Consider the following 15,626-nt stretch of genomic DNA (forward strand, 5'->3'; position numbering starts at 1 on the left):
GTTACTGTTTTTCGTTTAAGCACTGACGCTCGGAATTCCGAGTGGATTCGGACGTAGTCGAATCCGCCGTGATTGCGGTTATACATTGTTGGCATTTCGTTATTTTTTATTCAGTTGTATATATTCCATTAGGTTTTTTCCAAACAATAAGGTCAAACTTCCAATCCAGAAGTAAAATCCAATTTCGATTTTCACAGGTGATGTACTTGAACCCATATGCATTGGTAAATCAGTTACAAATACTGCTAAAATTCCGAGCAATACTGCGATTCCACTTAAAGTCAGTTTTGTATTCAGTTTTGATTTTCTGATAAATGTGATAAAGAATAGAATATTCGCTATCCATGCACCAAATGCAAATAAATTTCCAATTAAGATTGAAAGTCCGCCAAATATCAAAGCAAAAATTCCATAAACTCCGCCACTTCCACTAAATGATTCGGTAAAGAGTGAAATCAGGTAAAGTCCAATTATTATGTAATTCAGAGTTTTATTATTCACTTATTCAGTTCAATTAGTAGTGATTGGTTTTAATGAATGCCAACTATAGGTTGATAAGGAATCGTTTTAATATTCTTTATCAGCAGTTCCTATATATTCGAAGTTAATAGAATTTTTTGACAAAGTCAAATCAAATCTTATTCAAATAATCGACTAATAACCTAATGGCTTTTCCACGATGACCAATCTTATTTTTTTCGTCTAAAGAGATTTCTGCAAAAGTTTTAGTGTAACCGTTTGCTTTAAAAATTGGGTCGTAGCCAAACCCTTTGTCACCTTGTTTGGTCGTGGTAATGTCGCCTTTACAAATACCAGTAAACGTTTCCAATTCATTATTTAAGTGTAAAGCAATGACTGTTTTAAATTGTGCTTGTCTACTGTCTTTGCTTTTAAGTTTAGATAATAATAAATCCATATTGTCATTGGCGTCACGTTGTGTGCCTGCATAACGTGCGCTAAACACACCAGGTTCGCCATTAAGGGCTTCAACTTCTAATCCTGTGTCGTCTGCAAAACAGTCGTAACCATACTGCTGCTTGATGTATTCTGCTTTTTGTATAGCATTACCTTCAATAGTATTTTGTGTTTCTGGAACGTCTTCAAAACAGCCAATATCTTTTAAACTTAATAGTGTAATATGACTTGGTATCAAGCTTTGGACTTCTTTAAGTTTGTTGAGGTTATTTGTGGCGAATACGAGTTGCATGATTATAATTTTTACTGGTAATGACTTTAATTAAACCGTTGAGGTCGTAAAACTAACCAATAATCTATTTGCTATTACCTACAACTGATTAAAATTAGAGATTTGATGTAACTATTAATACTTAAAAAACAAAGTTATGCCAAAATCAGAAAATTTTTCATGTATCCCAAAAGAGCCTTTAATAAAACTGGATGAGAACGGAGTTGCACCAATTGTAAAATACTCTATGCCACATGATACTTCATATACAGCTAAAAGCTTTATGCCTTTAGATATTGAGGAAAAGTGTTTTAAAGATGAGCATAGAAAAGAAGGAAATATTGATAATTACAATCGTTTTTCTGGTAAAAGCGAAAAAGAAATAGCCAAAATATTGCATATAGAGTTTAGCAATTTTAAACGAAAAATTAATATGGCTAATATTAAAAACAATGTGTCTTCTGTCTCTTACGATAAAATGGAAGCAGAAATTGCACTAAACGTAAATGTAGAACCTTTAAAAATAAATTAAGATGCCAACTAATACCAATTATCAAAACTATATATCCATGCTAAATTCTGTAGCTTATAGGATAAAAAACGAACAAATGGTACCAGTATATTCTACCAATGCTTATGGATTACCAACAATAAAGTTAGTACCAAGGGTAGAGAAAATGAAACCAGAAATTTTCTTAATAGAAGAGTATGAAATTAAATCTGTTTTAGGCGATTATGGAGCAGGAAAAGTCATAAAAACCATGAACTTTGGACCTAATGAGGAACGAACAATTACGGTGTCCAGTTATAAAAAACGAGAGACGACTAAAAGTTTTTCTAAAAATGTATTGGACTCCTATAGTGAAGAAAGTGCAGAAGAGTTAGAATCGCTTGTAGAAAACGAAGGGACGTCTAACATATCTAACACAACATCGTTAATTAAAAGTGCAGAAGTTAGTGCCGAAATCACAGGAGGTATTAGCAAAAACAACAAGGCTTCGGCTAGTGGATCTGCATCTATTAGTAGTTCTGCAAATAGTGCACGAGAAGAAATGGCTAGACAATTATCTACAGCAATGGATAAGCATACAGCTAAGTCGTCTGCTAACAGAGAAATGGAAATTAATAGTACATCTACAGAAACCGTATCTGAAGGCTCTGAAGAAAGTATTGTTAGAGTCTTGAAAAATCCAAATTTTAAAACGCTAAATATGGTGATGCGTCAAATGGAGCAAGAGTACATTACTGCAATTATTTTAAAAGATGTAAAAATTGGGTTTTGTAATGGTACAAAAGAATCTATTAGATATGCTAAGCTGTATGAGTTAGATCAACTATTGGATGATGTGCTTGTAAAAGAAGAATGCAAAGCAAAAGTAAAATGTAGTGTAATTACCTCTTTAATGAAAGTTAGAGATATGGCAGGAACAGTGCATCCATTTATAGAAGAAGTTACGGAGAATAATTATAAGTGTACCACAGATAAAGATGGTAATACAGAACTGGAGGTTAGTAAAGACAAAACACGTTATTGGAGAAAACGAAAAGATTTAATTCAAACTTTGAGTGACGTTAATAAAGATTTTAAGGACAGAGATTTTATAACAACCAATGGACTTATAATGGATTTAAAAGTCCGTGTGTTAAGGACAGATGGTATAGTTGCTGATGCCTTTTTAGGACATGGTGAAACACTAGATTGTTTTAATCAAAAATTGCAAGATGAAGCCACTAAGACAGAGATTATTAAAAATCAAGAGTTAGAGTTAAAAAATCAAGAAATGAAACTAAAACTTAAGATTATTGAATCTATAACAGATCCAGATAAACAAGCTGATGCCTATCAGAAGATGTTTATGGAGAAGTGTGTTGAATAAGCTAATAACAATTAATTTACGTGATATGTCAAGTGTAGTTTACAATAGATGGAATAATAAGAGCTTAGTTTTATCAAAAAAAGTTTTAGGTATAGATAATGAATTAGATCCAATTGGGTTGCAATTAAATTTATTAGAAAAACCAACATGGAAAACCATGAAGGCCAGTTATCCAGGTAAAGAACTGCCTCCATTTGATTTATATAAAGAAATTGGCGGTAATATGCCAAATTATAAATCTGCTGAAGAACTTTCAAGGTCACCATATGCAAATTCTTGTGCATTCCGTATGAGTAGAGGATTAAATTTGAGTGGTGTAATTCTGCCAAAAAGATTTATACCTAATCAACTTGTAAGGAGAGGAAAGGATAAGAATTATTATTGGGGTAGAGTAAAAGAATTATATCCAATAATGAAAGAAAAACTAGGTGAGCCAGATTTGAATAATAAATTGAAAAGTGCTAATTATGGCGAGGTAAAACAAGGTTTGTCTGATTTGGAAATGACTGAGTATAAAAACAAGAAAGGAATAATAATGTTTGAAGTTAGTGGTTGGGGAGATGCTACTGGACACTTTACTTTATGGGATGGTAATAATTTGATCTACCCAGGAAACCCTGATCATGATAATCCTAATTCTGAACTTTATTATTTTAAAATGAAATATGATGTAAATGATAATGGAAAAAAGAAAGTTGTACAGACTAGTAGAATTTTACTTTGGGAGTTAAAATAATTCTTTTTCTATGGTTAATATTTAGCTGTCTAATTAAATATCAAAAAGAATAATAATTACCTATGATGATAAGGCTCATTTCGTAAAATAGTAAATCCTCTATACAGTTGCTCTATAACAAACAGTCGTACCATTTGATGCGAAAAAGTCATTTTTGATAAGGAGATTTTACCTTTTGCTTTTGTATAGACATCTGGACTAAAACCATAAGGTCCACCAATAACTAAAACTAGTTGTTTGATACCAGAATTCATGTGTTTTTGAAGATAGTTAGAAAATGCTACACTGTCAAATTGCTTTCCGTTTTCATCTAGTAAAATCAAAACGTCAGTAGGTTTTAGCTTATTTAAAATAAGCTCGCCTTCTTTTTGTTTTTGTTGGGCTTCACTTAAATTTTTAACCTTTTTTAAATCAGGGATTATTTCCAACTCAAAACCTATGTAAAAACCTAAACGTTTTTTATAATCATCAATCAACGTTTGAAGAGGCTTACTATCTGTTTTGCCTATGGCTATTAGTTTAATGGTCATATTAAAAATTTCTACCTGTAAAACAACTAGGTTTTGGTTGTATTGTTCGTCCTCTTATAACGCGAGTATGATTTGAGTGTCTAATTTGACTTCTATCTAATCTTTTATTTGACGGTCTTTGGTTGCGAGATCTATTTAGTTCAATTTCTTTTCTTCTCTTATTTTTTTGAGATTCTTTCATTTCGACAATAAAATTAATATTATTAAATCTCAAGTCTAATTTTGCAGTTTCAATATCATTCTTAAATTTAGTCCAACTTTCATTTAAAAATTTGGTGACATAATCTTGAGATAAATATCTATAATAGAAAAAATTACCATCAGGCTTTAAAATTACAAATCCACCTTTTTTATGTTTGAAAAATTTTGAAATTAAGGCTTTAGATAATTTTTGTTTTTTATGGTTTTTTGATTTGTAAGTAAAATTATTCATGACTCCATAAGTATACAAGGCTATGAAATTTTCCTTTTTTGCATATTTAGAACATTTTTTTTGCTGTTTATCAAATTGGTCTCTTCTTGTGTTATAATCTTTTAATGTTGAATTACTTGAAAAATCGTACATTCTTCTAACAAAAGTATTATTAACTAATTCATTATAACCATATAAAGTGTCTATGTAAGAAATTATTATATTTTTTTTAAAGTCTAAATCACCAAACTGTTTTTTTAAGAGATATTGAGTTTGAGACAATTCAGTTGCAGATAATTCTCCAAATTCATATCTATATTCAAGTTTGTTAATGATAATACTATCATTAACTATATAATTTGCTTGATATAAATTTGAATTTGATTTTACATGAAACTCATTTTCAGTAATTGGGTTTAAATTAATATCTAAAAACGTTATTTTTTTTTCTTTTTCTTGAGAATATGCAAAAGACGAAAAAGTAATAAGTATAAATAATAGTTTTTTCATTTATATTAAGCTTTATGCTAATCTACAATCAAAATTCGTATTTCTAAAATCGTCATTCTAAAATCTATTGTTATTTTTACATCAAAATACAATACAATGATAAGCAAAGCCCAATTTGATAAAGAAATACAACTAATAATTACCAATGCTATTAGAGAAGATGTTGGTGATGGAGACCATAGCAGTTTGTCGTGTATTCCAGCATCTACCCAAGGTAAAGCAAAACTTTTAGTTAAAGATCAAGGCATTATTGCAGGTGTGGAATTTGCTAAGCAAGTATTTAATTATGTGGATAAGGACATGACTGTTGAAACGCTAATTGAAGATGGAAGTCCTGTAAAATATGGAGACATTGTATTTTATGTTTCTGGAGCCTCACAATCTATTTTAAAAGCAGAACGTTTAGTACTAAACGCCATGCAGCGCATGAGCGCTATTGCAACCAAAACCAGACAGTTTGTGGATTTGTTAGAAGGTACAGGAACTAAAGTGTTGGACACACGTAAAACCACTCCTGGTATTCGAGCTTTAGAAAAATGGGCAGTTAAAATTGGAGGAGGAGAAAACCACAGATTTGCGTTATATGATATGATTATGCTAAAAGATAACCATATTGATTTTGCTGGCGGAATCACTAAAGCAATAGATAAAACTAAACAATACCTTAAAGACACTAATCGTGACTTAAAGATTATTGTTGAGGCTAGAAATCTTGAAGAAATTAAAGAGATCCTACAGTCTGAAGGTGTGTACAGAATTTTGATCGATAATTTTAACTATGAAGACACAAAAACTGCTGTAAAACTTATTGGTGATAAGTGTTTAACAGAAAGTTCAGGTGGTATTAACGAGAAAACGATTAGAGACTATGCACTTTGTGGTGTAGATTATATCTCGTCTGGAGCATTGACACACTCGGTGTACAACATGGATTTAAGTTTAAAAGCAGTAGATTAATCACTTTATAACTTTAAATACTTAAAACTTTATAACTTAAATATGTCTCAAGCAATAGAAGATAAGCTAAGTAAAATTCCAATCATAAACGTGATTGTTAGGATACTTGGTAAAATAAAGTTGCCAGGACTAGAAGGATTATCTTTATACGATTTATTAGAATTATACATCACTGGAATAGCTAAAGGTGCTTTAACAGCCAGAGCTAGTGCTATTGCTTACAGCTTTTTTATGGCACTGTTTCCGTTTTTGTTATTTATAATTATTGTTATTCCGTATATTCCAATAGACGATTTTCAAACAGACTTTTTAGTGTTTTTAGAGTCTATATTACCACCAACGACTTCAGATTTTTTCTCGGATAATATTTTTAATAATATAGGAGGTAATCAAAATGGAGGATTACTGTCTTCTGTATTTTTGTTGTCTATTTTTTTAATGGCTAATGGTATCAATGCGTTGTTTTCTGGTTTTGAAAAATCGTACCACGATCAGCTGGCACGAAACATTTTTAAACAATATTTATACGCATTGGGAATTGCCTTAATATTAGCTTTTTTATTAATTATTACTGTCGCAGTTTTGGGATATTTTAATATCTATGTCATTGATAATTTAAAAGATTATGGCTATATAGAAAAACGTCAAGTTAGTATTTGGAGTACTTTAGCACAGTATGCTTTTTTTGTAGTTATGGTATATCTAGCAACAGCTGTGCTATATTACTTTGGTACAGCAGAAGGGAAATCGTCTAGATTCTTCTCTGTTGGAGCATTATTTACCACAATATTAATTCTATTAACTTCGTTTTTATTTGGTATTTATATAGAGAATTTTGCCAAGTATAATGAGCTGTATGGCTCTATAGGCGCAATATTAATATTGCTAGTTTACTTGTGGTTAAACGCCAATATTTTGCTGCTAGGTTTTGAGTTAAATATGGCATTAAAACAGCTAAGAAAAACATTTTAAATATGAAAAATATAACAGTTTTAATAATTATATTGATGGTTAGTTTTTCCGTGTCTGCTCAGGATATTTTAGGACAATGGAAAACAATTGATGATGAGACAGGAGAAGCAAAGTCTATAGTAGAAATTTACAAAAAAGACGGAAAGATCTATGGTAAAATCATCGAGATTTTTGATAAAACCAAGCGTAATTTACCATGTATAAAATGTAAAGGGGACGATTATAATAAACCCATTTTAGGTCTTGATATTATTAAAAACATGACAAAAGATGGTGACTATTATAAAAACGGAACTGTTGTAGACCCACAAAATGGGAAAGTCTATAAACTAAGACTTGGATTAACCGATGATGGAAAGCTTCAAGTTAGAGGTTATATTGGTTTCTTTTACTCCACACAGTATTGGGAAAGAGTTAAGTAGTACAATTAACACTTAAACAAATAAACTTTAGATTGAATTATTTTATAGATGTTATCCTTCCAATTCCTTTAGAAAAACGTTTTACATATAGTATCACGCAAGCTGAAAGCGAGTTTTTAAAAGAAGGCATGCGTGTATCTATACCTTTTGGAAAATCTAAAATTTATACAGGAATTGTTGCAGAGATTCACCAAATAGCACCAGTTATTTATGAGGCTAAAGAGATTCATCAAATTTTAGACGACTCGCCAATTGTTACCTCTTTGCAATTACAGTTATGGCAATGGATTGCTAATTACTACATGTGTACAGAAGGCGAAGTCATGCGTGCTGCATTACCTAATGCTTTTTTATTAGAAAGTGAAACCATTATTAGTAAAAATGACAAGCATCAGATTAAGGATACCGATTTAAAAGATGATGAGTTTCTAATTTATGAAGCTTTGCAACATCAATCGTCACTTAAAATTCAAGATATAGCAAACATTTTAGATAAAAAAAATGTTTTACCAGTTGTTAAGCGTTTGGTAGATAAAGAAGCTATTATTTTAAATGAAGAAATTTACGACAAGTATAAGCCTAAATATGTAAGATATGTCAAGCTAACTAGTCAGTTTGCTTCAGAAACTGCCCTAAATACTTTGTTAGACGAATTAAGTAGCAGAGCTAAAAAACAACGTGACGTTATTTTAACGCTATTTTCTTTGTCCGCAAAAACAAAAAAACCAGTAAAAGTAGCCGATTTGGTGGCAGAAAGTCAGACGTCTTCTGCAACTGTTAAGGCATTAATCGACAAAGGGATTTTAGAAGACTATCACATCCAAACCGATAGGGTTATTTATGATGGAGAAGAGAATGAAGATTCAAAAACACTAAACCAATATCAGACCGAAGCTTTAAAGCAAATCGAAACCAGTTTTGATACTCACAATGTGGTGTTACTGCATGGTATTACCTCTTCTGGAAAAACGGAAGTGTATGTCAAATTAATAGAAGAGGTTATAGCTAAAGGTGAGCAAGTTCTATACTTATTACCAGAAATAGCATTAACCACGCAATTGGTGACGCGATTACAAAATTATTTTGGAGAGCAAGTTGCAGTGTTTAATAGCAAGTACTCGGCACATGAGCGAGTTGAGGTATATAATCAAGTGCTAAATAATTCCGCTAAAGCGAAGATAATTTTAGGTGCACGTTCATCTATATTTTTACCCTTTAAAAACTTAGGATTAATCATTGTAGATGAAGAGCACGAATCCTCTTTTAAACAATTTGATCCTGCACCACGTTATCATGCGCGTGATGCAGCAATAGTATTAGCATCGCTTTTTAAAGCGAAAACACTTTTAGGTAGTGCCACACCAAGCTTAGAAAGCTATTATAATGCACAAGAAAAAAAGTATGGTCTAGTCGAAATTAATAGACGCTACAACAACGTCCAGCTTCCAGAAATTGAGCTTGTAGATATTAAAGATAAGCAGAAGCGCAAAAAAATGAAAGGTCATTTTACCGATCGATTAATCGAAGAAATGACTGAGGCTATTGCAGATGGACACCAAATTATATTATTTCAAAATAGAAGAGGTTATTCACCAATTGTCGAGTGTAATACTTGTGGTCACTCACCACAATGCCCTAACTGTGATGTTAGTTTAACCTACCATCAATACCGTAAACAGTTACGTTGTCATTATTGTGGATATAATAGTGCAATGTTACAAAAATGTATGGCTTGCGGTACTACAGATTTAGACACAAAAGGCTTTGGAACTGAACAAATAGAAAGCGAAGTCAAGCAACTGTTCCCAGATTTAAAAGTGGCTAGAATGGACTTAGATACGACTAGAGGAAAGTTTGGTTACGAAAAAATAATTACTGCTTTTGAGCAACAAGACATAGATGTATTAGTAGGTACACAAATGCTAACAAAAGGACTAGATTTTAGAAATGTTAAGGTCGTTGGTGTGATGAATGCAGATAACTTGTTAAATTTTCCAGATTTTAGAGCACATGAACGTAGTTTTCAACTCATGTTGCAAGTTTCAGGTAGAGCAGGACGTACAGAAAAACGAGGTAAAGTTTTAATACAAACCTATAATCCGTATCATAAAATATTACAGCAAGTATCTACTAACGATTATGTTAGTATGTTTAAAGAGCAATTAGAAGAGCGATACAATTACAACTATCCACCATACTTTAGATTAATTAAAATTACGTTGAAGCATCGTGATTATAATAAAGTAAATATTGCGTCAGATTGGTTGGCTAAAGCGCTAACTCAATTATTTAAACATTATGTTTTAGGACCAGAGTTTCCGCCAATTTCAAGAATTAGAAACCAGTATCATAAAAATATTTTGATTAAAATTCCACAAGGCCAATCTTTAAATAAAACTAAAGAGGCTATAAAAAAAGTAAACTCCAGTTTTAGTGCAATTGCAGATTTTAAGTCTGTAAGGGTAATTATTAACGTGGATAACTACTAAAATTAGTATTCAATAGTTTAAAGACAAAAAAAATCCCGCTTTTACAAGCAGGATTTTGTTTATAATGTAATTAGTGTTTCATTTTAAATGCTATTTAAAGCGTCAACCAATTGTGTTTTTTTGTTTCTACTTAACGGTATTTCGTAAGCTCCAACTTCAACATTTTTACTGTTAAATCTATCAACTTTGTCAAGATTTACAATGTAAGATTTGTGGATTCTTAAAAACTTACCTTCAGGTAATTCGTGTTCAAAAGCTTTCATCGTAGATAATACAACAAGACTAGTATCTTCAGTTACTAATTTTACATAGTCACCAAGTGCTTCAATCCATTTAATATCTCTAATGTAAACTTTACGCTTTTTAAGGTTGCTTTTTACAAAAATGTGTTCTCCTTCTTCTTGATTAAAATCAAGCTTCAATTTGTGTTGCTCAACAGCTTTTTCTACAGCCTGATTAAAACGCTCTCTAGTTATAGGTTTTTGTAAATAATCTGTTGCATCGTAGTTAAATGCTTTAAATGCGTATTCTGTCTTACCAGTTACAAAAATAATTTGGGGTTTGTTATTTAGGACATCTAGTAATTCAAAACCATTTAATACAGGCATTTCAATATCTAAAAAGATAAGATCTACCTTGTGTGTGTTTAATCCGTTTTTAGTTTCTAAAGCACTGCTGTATTCAGCAATTAAATTTAGATTGTTGTTGTTCTCAATTAGCTTTACAATAGATAGTCTTTGTATTGCCGAATCGTCAACTACTACACAATTTAATATCATAGTATTCTTCTTTATAGGTTAAGTTATCGACAATAGTACAAAAAATTCGGATTAAAACCAAAAAACATCGCTAAAATGTAAATTTTAACATTTCGGAAAGTTTCTACCGAATGCTTTTTTTTGAATAGAATTTAGGTGTAAAACTACTTGTGAGATTAAATAAAAAGAATTATTTTTGCACTCATTTTTAACACAATAAATTAGATTTTATGAATCATTATGAAACTGTTTTCATCTTAAATCCCGTTTTATCTGAAACTCAGATAAAGGAAACAGTACAGAAATACGAAGAATTTCTTACTAGTAGAGGAGCAAAGATGATATCAAAAGAAGATTGGGGACTTAAAAAGTTAGCGTACCCAATCCAAAACAAAAAAAGTGGGTTTTATCACTTATTTGAATTTCAAGTAGATGGAGAACACATTAATCCTTTAGAAGTAGAGTTTAGACGTGACGAGCGTTTTATGCGTTACTTAACTGTAGCTATGGACAAACATGCAGTGTCATGGGCGGAACGTAGAAGAGCTAAACTAAAACAAAAAGCGTAATCATGGCAAGTATAGATCAACAAGCAAAAGGTAAAAAAGAAGGAGAAATCAGATATCTTACTCCTTTAAATATTGAAACTAACAAGAATAAAAAGTATTGTCGTTTCAAAAAGTCTGGTATCAAGTATGTAGACTATAAAGATCCAGATTGGTTATTAGGATTTGTTAACGAGCAAGGTAAAATTTTACCAAGACGTTTAACAGGTACGTCATTAAAGTATCAAAGAAAAGTGTCTGTAGCTGTAAAAAGAGCACGTCACTTAGCTTTAATGCCATACGTAGCAGATTTATTAAAATAAAAATATCATAACAATGGAACTTATATTAAAACAAGACGTTGAGAACTTAGGATTTAAAGACGATGTTGTAACGGTTAAGAACGGTTATGGTAGAAACTTTTTAATTCCTTCTGGACATGCAGTTTTAGCAACAAAGTCTGCTAAAAAAGTATTAGAAGAAACGTTAAAACAACGTGCATACAAAGAAACTAAAGAAATTGAAGAAGCAAATAAAGTAGCAGAAGCTATCAAAGCTTTAGATATTAAAATAGCTGCTAAAGTTGGTGCTGGAGACAAATTATTTGGATCTGTAAACAATATTGATGTAGCAGATGCTTTAGCTAAAGAAGGTCAAGACATCGACAAAAAATACATCTCTGTAACTACAGTGAAGCGTTTAGGAAAATATAACGCAACTGTACGTTTACACAGAACTGTAAATGTAGACATGGAGTTTGAAGTAGTAGCACAAGCTTAATTTCAAACCTAACATTATAATTTAAACCGTTTAGACTTTCTAGACGGTTTTTTTAATTTTATCCACTTAAACTATTACGCTTTAGCGGAAATAAAGCCATGAAATATTTATACGTTGTCTTCTTGTTTATAGGTTTAGTGTCTTGCAAGAACAATACTACAGATACTTCCGTTTCAACCGAAACAGAAGTAGTCAAACAAAAGCAATCTGCATTAATTGAAGCTTTTAAATACAATCCTCAAGACGAACCAATCATTAGTGTGCATAGAGGCGGAAAAGGATTGAAAGACTATCCTGAAAACTGTTTAGAGACTTTACAATATATAAACGACAGTATTCCAGCTATTTTTGAAATAGATGTCGCACAAACTAGAGATAACGTGTTAGTACTTATGCACGATAATACTCTAGAGCGTACCACAACGGGAACAGACAGGCTAAATACATATACTTACCAAGAGTTACTAGCGTTTAATTTGGTGGACGATTTTGGTCATGAAACCACATATAAAATCCCGACATTAAAAGAGGTGCTACTTTGGGCAAAACAGAATCATGTTATTCTTACTTTAGATAAGAAACGAACTGTCTCTTTTGATGCACTAATAGCATTAGTGAAGCAGTTAGATGCAGAGGATGTGTCTATAATAATTACTTACGACTTAAAGCAAGCAATCGAAGCCTATCAATTAGCACCAGATTTGTTGTTGTCTGTCTCTGCAAGAAACCAAAAAGAATTAGATTGGTTATTACATTCTAAAATACCAACACAAAATATGTTAGCCTTTACAGGTACTAGATTGTCGCCAAACCAGTTTTATAAAACAGTACATTCCTATGGAATTAAAACCATTCTTGGAACTTTAGGAAACTTAGACAATCAAGCTAAAGCTAAAGGTGAGGTGCCTTATACCATTTGGAGAGATAAAGGAATAGATGTTTTTGCAACAGACAGACCTTTTGACGTTGCCAAAGCATTACATATTAAGAAGTGAAAACAGTTGTCCCCTTTAGCGCAGTCTAAAGGTTGTCAAACGTTAATAAAATAATTTTTTTTCATGAAATATTCAAGACTTACAAAAGAACAATTTGAAGAATTGCATAAAGAGTTTATAAATTTTTTAGCAACCCAATCCATTACAGCAGACGAGTGGGCAAAACTAAAAACTGAAAAACCAGAAGTTGCAGAGCAGGAGTTAGATGTGTTTAGTGATTTAGTATGGGAAGGCGTGTTAACTGCTGCAAAATATTTAGAACATATATCGCCTCAAAACATTCATTTGTTTGCTTTACATGAAGACCATATGCATTTAATTGGTATAAAAATTAATAATCCAATAGATGTCACAACAAAAGATGGGTTTAATTGGTTACGTAATAATTTAATGGATGACTCTGTTGAGTTTATGCAAGCTAAAAAAGACTATACAGACGATAAAAACTTAGATATATTTAAATTAATCCAGCAAGGAAGCGCAATTACAAAAGGTGAGTTGTATAATTATATGAATAAGTTGATTAATTAACTGATTCCTGTGTAGACAGGAATCCCATCAATTAACTTTCGTTATTTATAACTAAACTACTATTTTTGTCATTTCTGCGAAAGCAGAAATCCACTTTAAAACGTGATGTCACACTGAGCTTGTCGAAGTGTAATTACATTTAGTTACAGTAATAATAAAACAGATTCCTGCCTACGCAGGAAACATTATGGCACAAAAACCAAGCATACCAAAAGGAACCAGAGATTTTAATCCAGAGCAAGTTGCAAAGCGTAACTATATTTTTAATACGATAAAGTCAAAGTTTGAGCGTTTTGGGTTTCAACCCATAGAAACACCAAGTTTTGAAAACTCGGATACCTTAATGGGTAAGTATGGAGAAGAAGGAGATCGGTTGATTTTTAAGATATTGAATAGTGGTGATTATTTTAAGGATTTAAGACGAAATGTTATTGAATCAGGAGAATTTAGTGTTGATTTTTTCGAAATATTGCAAGCTATTAATACTATGATATTACTTGAAAATGAAGATTTAAGCCCATCGGAAATAATTAAAAATGTTATTGAAGTTACTTCAAATTTGAATGTTGAAGATAATCAACTATTAATGAATTTCTTTACTGAAAATGAGAATGAGATTTATGATTTTCTTAGAGAAAATAAAAATCCTAATATTATTGATGATTTTAAAAAATTGATAAATTTTAAAAGAGGTAAATTCAAAAAAGTTTATAAAGATTATATTAATAATTTAAATTCTTTAGATTCTAAAAATTCAAAATTAATATCTGAAAAAGCCCTTCGTTACGACTTAACAGTCCCTTTTGCAAGATACGTTGTACAGCACCAAAACGAGATAGACTTCCCGTTTAAACGTTACCAAATGCAACCCGTTTGGCGAGCAGATAGACCACAAAAAGGACGTTTTAGAGAGTTTTATCAATGTGATGCAGATGTTGTAGGAAGTGACAGTTTATGGCAAGAGGTGGAGTTTATACAATTGTACGATGAGGTATTTACTGCTTTAGGTTTAAATGGTACAACTATAAAAATTAATAACCGTAAAATCCTTTCAGGAATTGCAGAGGTTATTGGGGCAAGTGATAAATTAATAGATTTTACTGTTGCTTTAGATAAGTTGGATAAAATAGGAGAGGAGAAAGTAAAAGAAGAAATGCTATCTAAAGGGATTTCTGAAGAAGGGATAAAAAAACTACAACCATTATTTACTTTGAAAGGTGATTTTGGAACACAAATAAACAGTTTGAAATCTATTTTAAACACGTCTAAAGAAGGACAAAAAGGAATTGAAGAATTAGAGTTTATTAATAACGCAATTGCTACTTTAGGTTTAAAATCGGCTAAGTTGCAATTAGATGTAACGCTAGCTAGAGGCTTAAACTATTACACAGGAGCTATTTTTGAAGTGTCTGCACCAGAAGGTGTTGCAATGGGTTCTATTGGTGGTGGTGGACGTTATGACGACTTAACCGGAATCTTTGGATTGCCAAATGTAAGTGGTGTTGGGATTAGCTTTGGTTTAGACCGTATTTATTTAGTGCTTGAAGAATTAGGATTATTTCCTGAAACTATTACTAAAAGCACAGAAGTGCTATTTATTAACTTCGGAGACACCGAAGCATTATTCTGTTTAAAAGCTGTCAAAGCCTTACGTGAAGCAGGAGTTAATGCAGAATTATATCCAGATAAAATTACTAATGGTAAACACATGAAAAAACAAATGAATTACGCTAACAAGCGTAATATTCCATTTGTAGTTTTAGTTGGTGAGGAGGAATTGAAAAACAATCAGTTTACTTTAAAGAATATGGAGTCTGGAACACAGGACAAAGTTAATTTAGACACATTGATTTCTAAATTAAAATAAAATATTACAACTTAATAATATTTAAAAAGCCGAAACTTGCGTTTCGGCTTTTTTAGTGA

Annotated in this window: 18 protein-coding genes; 13 read left to right on the top strand and 5 right to left on the bottom strand. The window is 31.4% G+C overall.

Annotated features, from left to right (window positions below; genetic code table 11):
• Positions 1–99 precede the first annotated feature (99 nt).
• Positions 100–501: a hypothetical protein gene (locus tag Ollyesu_RS10170; RefSeq protein ID WP_279301110.1), complete on the bottom strand. Its 402-nt coding sequence runs from the start codon at positions 499–501 to the stop codon at positions 100–102.
• 130 nt (positions 502–631) lie between these two features.
• On the bottom strand, positions 632–1,207 hold the full coding sequence (locus Ollyesu_RS10175; protein ID WP_279301111.1) for a non-canonical purine NTP diphosphatase: 576 nt from the start codon (positions 1,205–1,207) through the stop codon (positions 632–634).
• 136 nt (positions 1,208–1,343) lie between these two features.
• Here Ollyesu_RS10175 and Ollyesu_RS10180 point away from each other — a divergent pair, with 136 nt between their 5' ends.
• From Ollyesu_RS10180 to Ollyesu_RS10190, 3 genes are read left to right on the top strand one after another with little or no spacing between them, the layout of a single operon-like run.
• On the top strand, positions 1,344–1,718 hold the full coding sequence (locus Ollyesu_RS10180; RefSeq protein ID WP_279301112.1) for a hypothetical protein: 375 nt from the start codon (positions 1,344–1,346) through the stop codon (positions 1,716–1,718).
• Position 1,719: 1 nt separating this feature from the next.
• Positions 1,720–3,063: a hypothetical protein gene (locus Ollyesu_RS10185; RefSeq protein WP_279301113.1), complete on the top strand. Its 1,344-nt coding sequence runs from the start codon at positions 1,720–1,722 to the stop codon at positions 3,061–3,063.
• A 25-nt stretch (positions 3,064–3,088) separates the two neighbouring features.
• Positions 3,089–3,799: a T6SS effector amidase Tae4 family protein gene (locus tag Ollyesu_RS10190; protein WP_279301114.1), complete on the top strand. Its 711-nt coding sequence runs from the start codon at positions 3,089–3,091 to the stop codon at positions 3,797–3,799.
• Positions 3,800–3,855: 56 nt separating this feature from the next.
• Here Ollyesu_RS10190 and rlmH read toward each other — a convergent pair whose 3' ends face one another.
• Positions 3,856–4,329 carry a 23S rRNA (pseudouridine(1915)-N(3))-methyltransferase RlmH gene (gene rlmH, locus Ollyesu_RS10195; RefSeq protein ID WP_279301115.1) on the bottom strand — a complete coding sequence of 158 codons (474 nt, stop codon included), beginning with the start codon at positions 4,327–4,329 and terminating at the stop codon, positions 3,856–3,858.
• Between the two features lies 1 nt (position 4,330).
• Positions 4,331–5,251, bottom strand: coding sequence for a hypothetical protein (locus Ollyesu_RS10200; protein WP_279301116.1), 921 nt, complete (start codon positions 5,249–5,251; stop codon positions 4,331–4,333).
• Between the two features lie 96 nt (positions 5,252–5,347).
• On the opposite strand from Ollyesu_RS10200, the gene nadC reads away from it, so the two are divergent.
• Genes nadC through priA form a run of 4 tightly spaced genes read left to right on the top strand, consistent with a single transcriptional unit; the run spans position 5,348 to position 10,091 of the window.
• The gene (gene nadC / locus Ollyesu_RS10205; RefSeq protein ID WP_279301117.1) at positions 5,348–6,208 is read left to right on the top strand and encodes a carboxylating nicotinate-nucleotide diphosphorylase; all 861 of its coding nucleotides are present in this window, start codon (positions 5,348–5,350) and stop codon (positions 6,206–6,208) included.
• Positions 6,209–6,250: 42 nt separating this feature from the next.
• Positions 6,251–7,180: a YihY/virulence factor BrkB family protein gene (locus tag Ollyesu_RS10210; protein ID WP_279301118.1), complete on the top strand. Its 930-nt coding sequence runs from the start codon at positions 6,251–6,253 to the stop codon at positions 7,178–7,180.
• Between the two features lie 2 nt (positions 7,181–7,182).
• Entirely contained in the window at positions 7,183–7,602 is a 420-nt protein-coding gene (locus Ollyesu_RS10215; protein WP_279301119.1) for a DUF2147 domain-containing protein, read from the top strand.
• A 32-nt stretch (positions 7,603–7,634) separates the two neighbouring features.
• Positions 7,635–10,091 (top strand): primosomal protein N', encoded by a 2,457-nt coding sequence (priA, locus tag Ollyesu_RS10220; RefSeq protein WP_279301120.1) that lies wholly within the window; start codon positions 7,635–7,637, stop codon positions 10,089–10,091.
• 83 nt (positions 10,092–10,174) lie between these two features.
• Here the strand turns inward: priA and Ollyesu_RS10225 are convergent, their stop codons facing one another.
• Positions 10,175–10,870 (bottom strand): LytTR family DNA-binding domain-containing protein, encoded by a 696-nt coding sequence (locus Ollyesu_RS10225; protein WP_111659154.1) that lies wholly within the window; start codon positions 10,868–10,870, stop codon positions 10,175–10,177.
• A 209-nt stretch (positions 10,871–11,079) separates the two neighbouring features.
• Here Ollyesu_RS10225 and rpsF point away from each other — a divergent pair, with 209 nt between their 5' ends.
• The 6 genes from rpsF to hisS all read left to right on the top strand — a co-directional run bounded on the left by rpsF (position 11,080) and on the right by hisS (position 15,567).
• The gene (gene rpsF / locus Ollyesu_RS10230) at positions 11,080–11,418 is read left to right on the top strand and encodes a 30S ribosomal protein S6 (RefSeq protein ID WP_279301121.1); all 339 of its coding nucleotides are present in this window, start codon (positions 11,080–11,082) and stop codon (positions 11,416–11,418) included.
• 2 nt (positions 11,419–11,420) lie between these two features.
• The gene (gene rpsR / locus Ollyesu_RS10235; protein ID WP_279301122.1) at positions 11,421–11,717 is read left to right on the top strand and encodes a 30S ribosomal protein S18; all 297 of its coding nucleotides are present in this window, start codon (positions 11,421–11,423) and stop codon (positions 11,715–11,717) included.
• A gap of 13 nt (positions 11,718–11,730) precedes the next feature.
• Positions 11,731–12,174, top strand: a complete 444-nt coding sequence (rplI, locus tag Ollyesu_RS10240) for a 50S ribosomal protein L9 (RefSeq protein ID WP_279301123.1) — start codon at positions 11,731–11,733, stop codon at positions 12,172–12,174.
• 98 nt (positions 12,175–12,272) lie between these two features.
• Entirely contained in the window at positions 12,273–13,169 is an 897-nt protein-coding gene (locus Ollyesu_RS10245) for a glycerophosphodiester phosphodiesterase family protein (RefSeq protein ID WP_279301124.1), read from the top strand.
• 63 nt (positions 13,170–13,232) lie between these two features.
• Positions 13,233–13,700 (top strand): DUF6495 family protein, encoded by a 468-nt coding sequence (locus Ollyesu_RS10250; protein WP_279301125.1) that lies wholly within the window; start codon positions 13,233–13,235, stop codon positions 13,698–13,700.
• 187 nt (positions 13,701–13,887) lie between these two features.
• Positions 13,888–15,567, top strand: coding sequence for a histidine--tRNA ligase (hisS, locus tag Ollyesu_RS10255; RefSeq protein ID WP_279301126.1), 1,680 nt, complete (start codon positions 13,888–13,890; stop codon positions 15,565–15,567).
• Positions 15,568–15,626: the final 59 nt, after the last annotated feature.

The organism is Olleya sp. YS (assembly GCF_029760915.1).
Taxonomy (GTDB): Bacteria; Bacteroidota; Bacteroidia; order Flavobacteriales; family Flavobacteriaceae; genus Olleya.

Bases quoted from the DNA above. Each gene is read 5' to 3' on its own strand.
- Ollyesu_RS10180 (WP_279301112.1), top strand. From the start codon at position 1,344: ATGCCAAAATCAGAAAATTTTTCATGTATCCCAAAAGAGCCTTTAATA.
- hisS (WP_279301126.1), top strand. From the start codon at position 13,888: ATGGCACAAAAACCAAGCATACCAAAAGGAACCAGAGATTTTAATCCA.
- Ollyesu_RS10225 (WP_111659154.1), bottom strand. From the start codon at position 10,870: ATGATATTAAATTGTGTAGTAGTTGACGATTCGGCAATACAAAGACTA.
- Ollyesu_RS10215 (WP_279301119.1), top strand. From the start codon at position 7,183: ATGAAAAATATAACAGTTTTAATAATTATATTGATGGTTAGTTTTTCC.
- nadC (WP_279301117.1), top strand. From the start codon at position 5,348: ATGATAAGCAAAGCCCAATTTGATAAAGAAATACAACTAATAATTACC.
- rplI (WP_279301123.1), top strand. From the start codon at position 11,731: ATGGAACTTATATTAAAACAAGACGTTGAGAACTTAGGATTTAAAGAC.
- rpsR (WP_279301122.1), top strand. From the start codon at position 11,421: ATGGCAAGTATAGATCAACAAGCAAAAGGTAAAAAAGAAGGAGAAATC.
- Ollyesu_RS10185 (WP_279301113.1), top strand. From the start codon at position 1,720: ATGCCAACTAATACCAATTATCAAAACTATATATCCATGCTAAATTCT.
- Ollyesu_RS10190 (WP_279301114.1), top strand. From the start codon at position 3,089: ATGTCAAGTGTAGTTTACAATAGATGGAATAATAAGAGCTTAGTTTTA.
- Ollyesu_RS10245 (WP_279301124.1), top strand. From the start codon at position 12,273: ATGAAATATTTATACGTTGTCTTCTTGTTTATAGGTTTAGTGTCTTGC.
- rpsF (WP_279301121.1), top strand. From the start codon at position 11,080: ATGAATCATTATGAAACTGTTTTCATCTTAAATCCCGTTTTATCTGAA.
- rlmH (WP_279301115.1), bottom strand. From the start codon at position 4,329: ATGACCATTAAACTAATAGCCATAGGCAAAACAGATAGTAAGCCTCTT.
- Ollyesu_RS10200 (WP_279301116.1), bottom strand. From the start codon at position 5,251: ATGAAAAAACTATTATTTATACTTATTACTTTTTCGTCTTTTGCATAT.
- Ollyesu_RS10210 (WP_279301118.1), top strand. From the start codon at position 6,251: ATGTCTCAAGCAATAGAAGATAAGCTAAGTAAAATTCCAATCATAAAC.
- Ollyesu_RS10250 (WP_279301125.1), top strand. From the start codon at position 13,233: ATGAAATATTCAAGACTTACAAAAGAACAATTTGAAGAATTGCATAAA.
- Ollyesu_RS10175 (WP_279301111.1), bottom strand. From the start codon at position 1,207: ATGCAACTCGTATTCGCCACAAATAACCTCAACAAACTTAAAGAAGTC.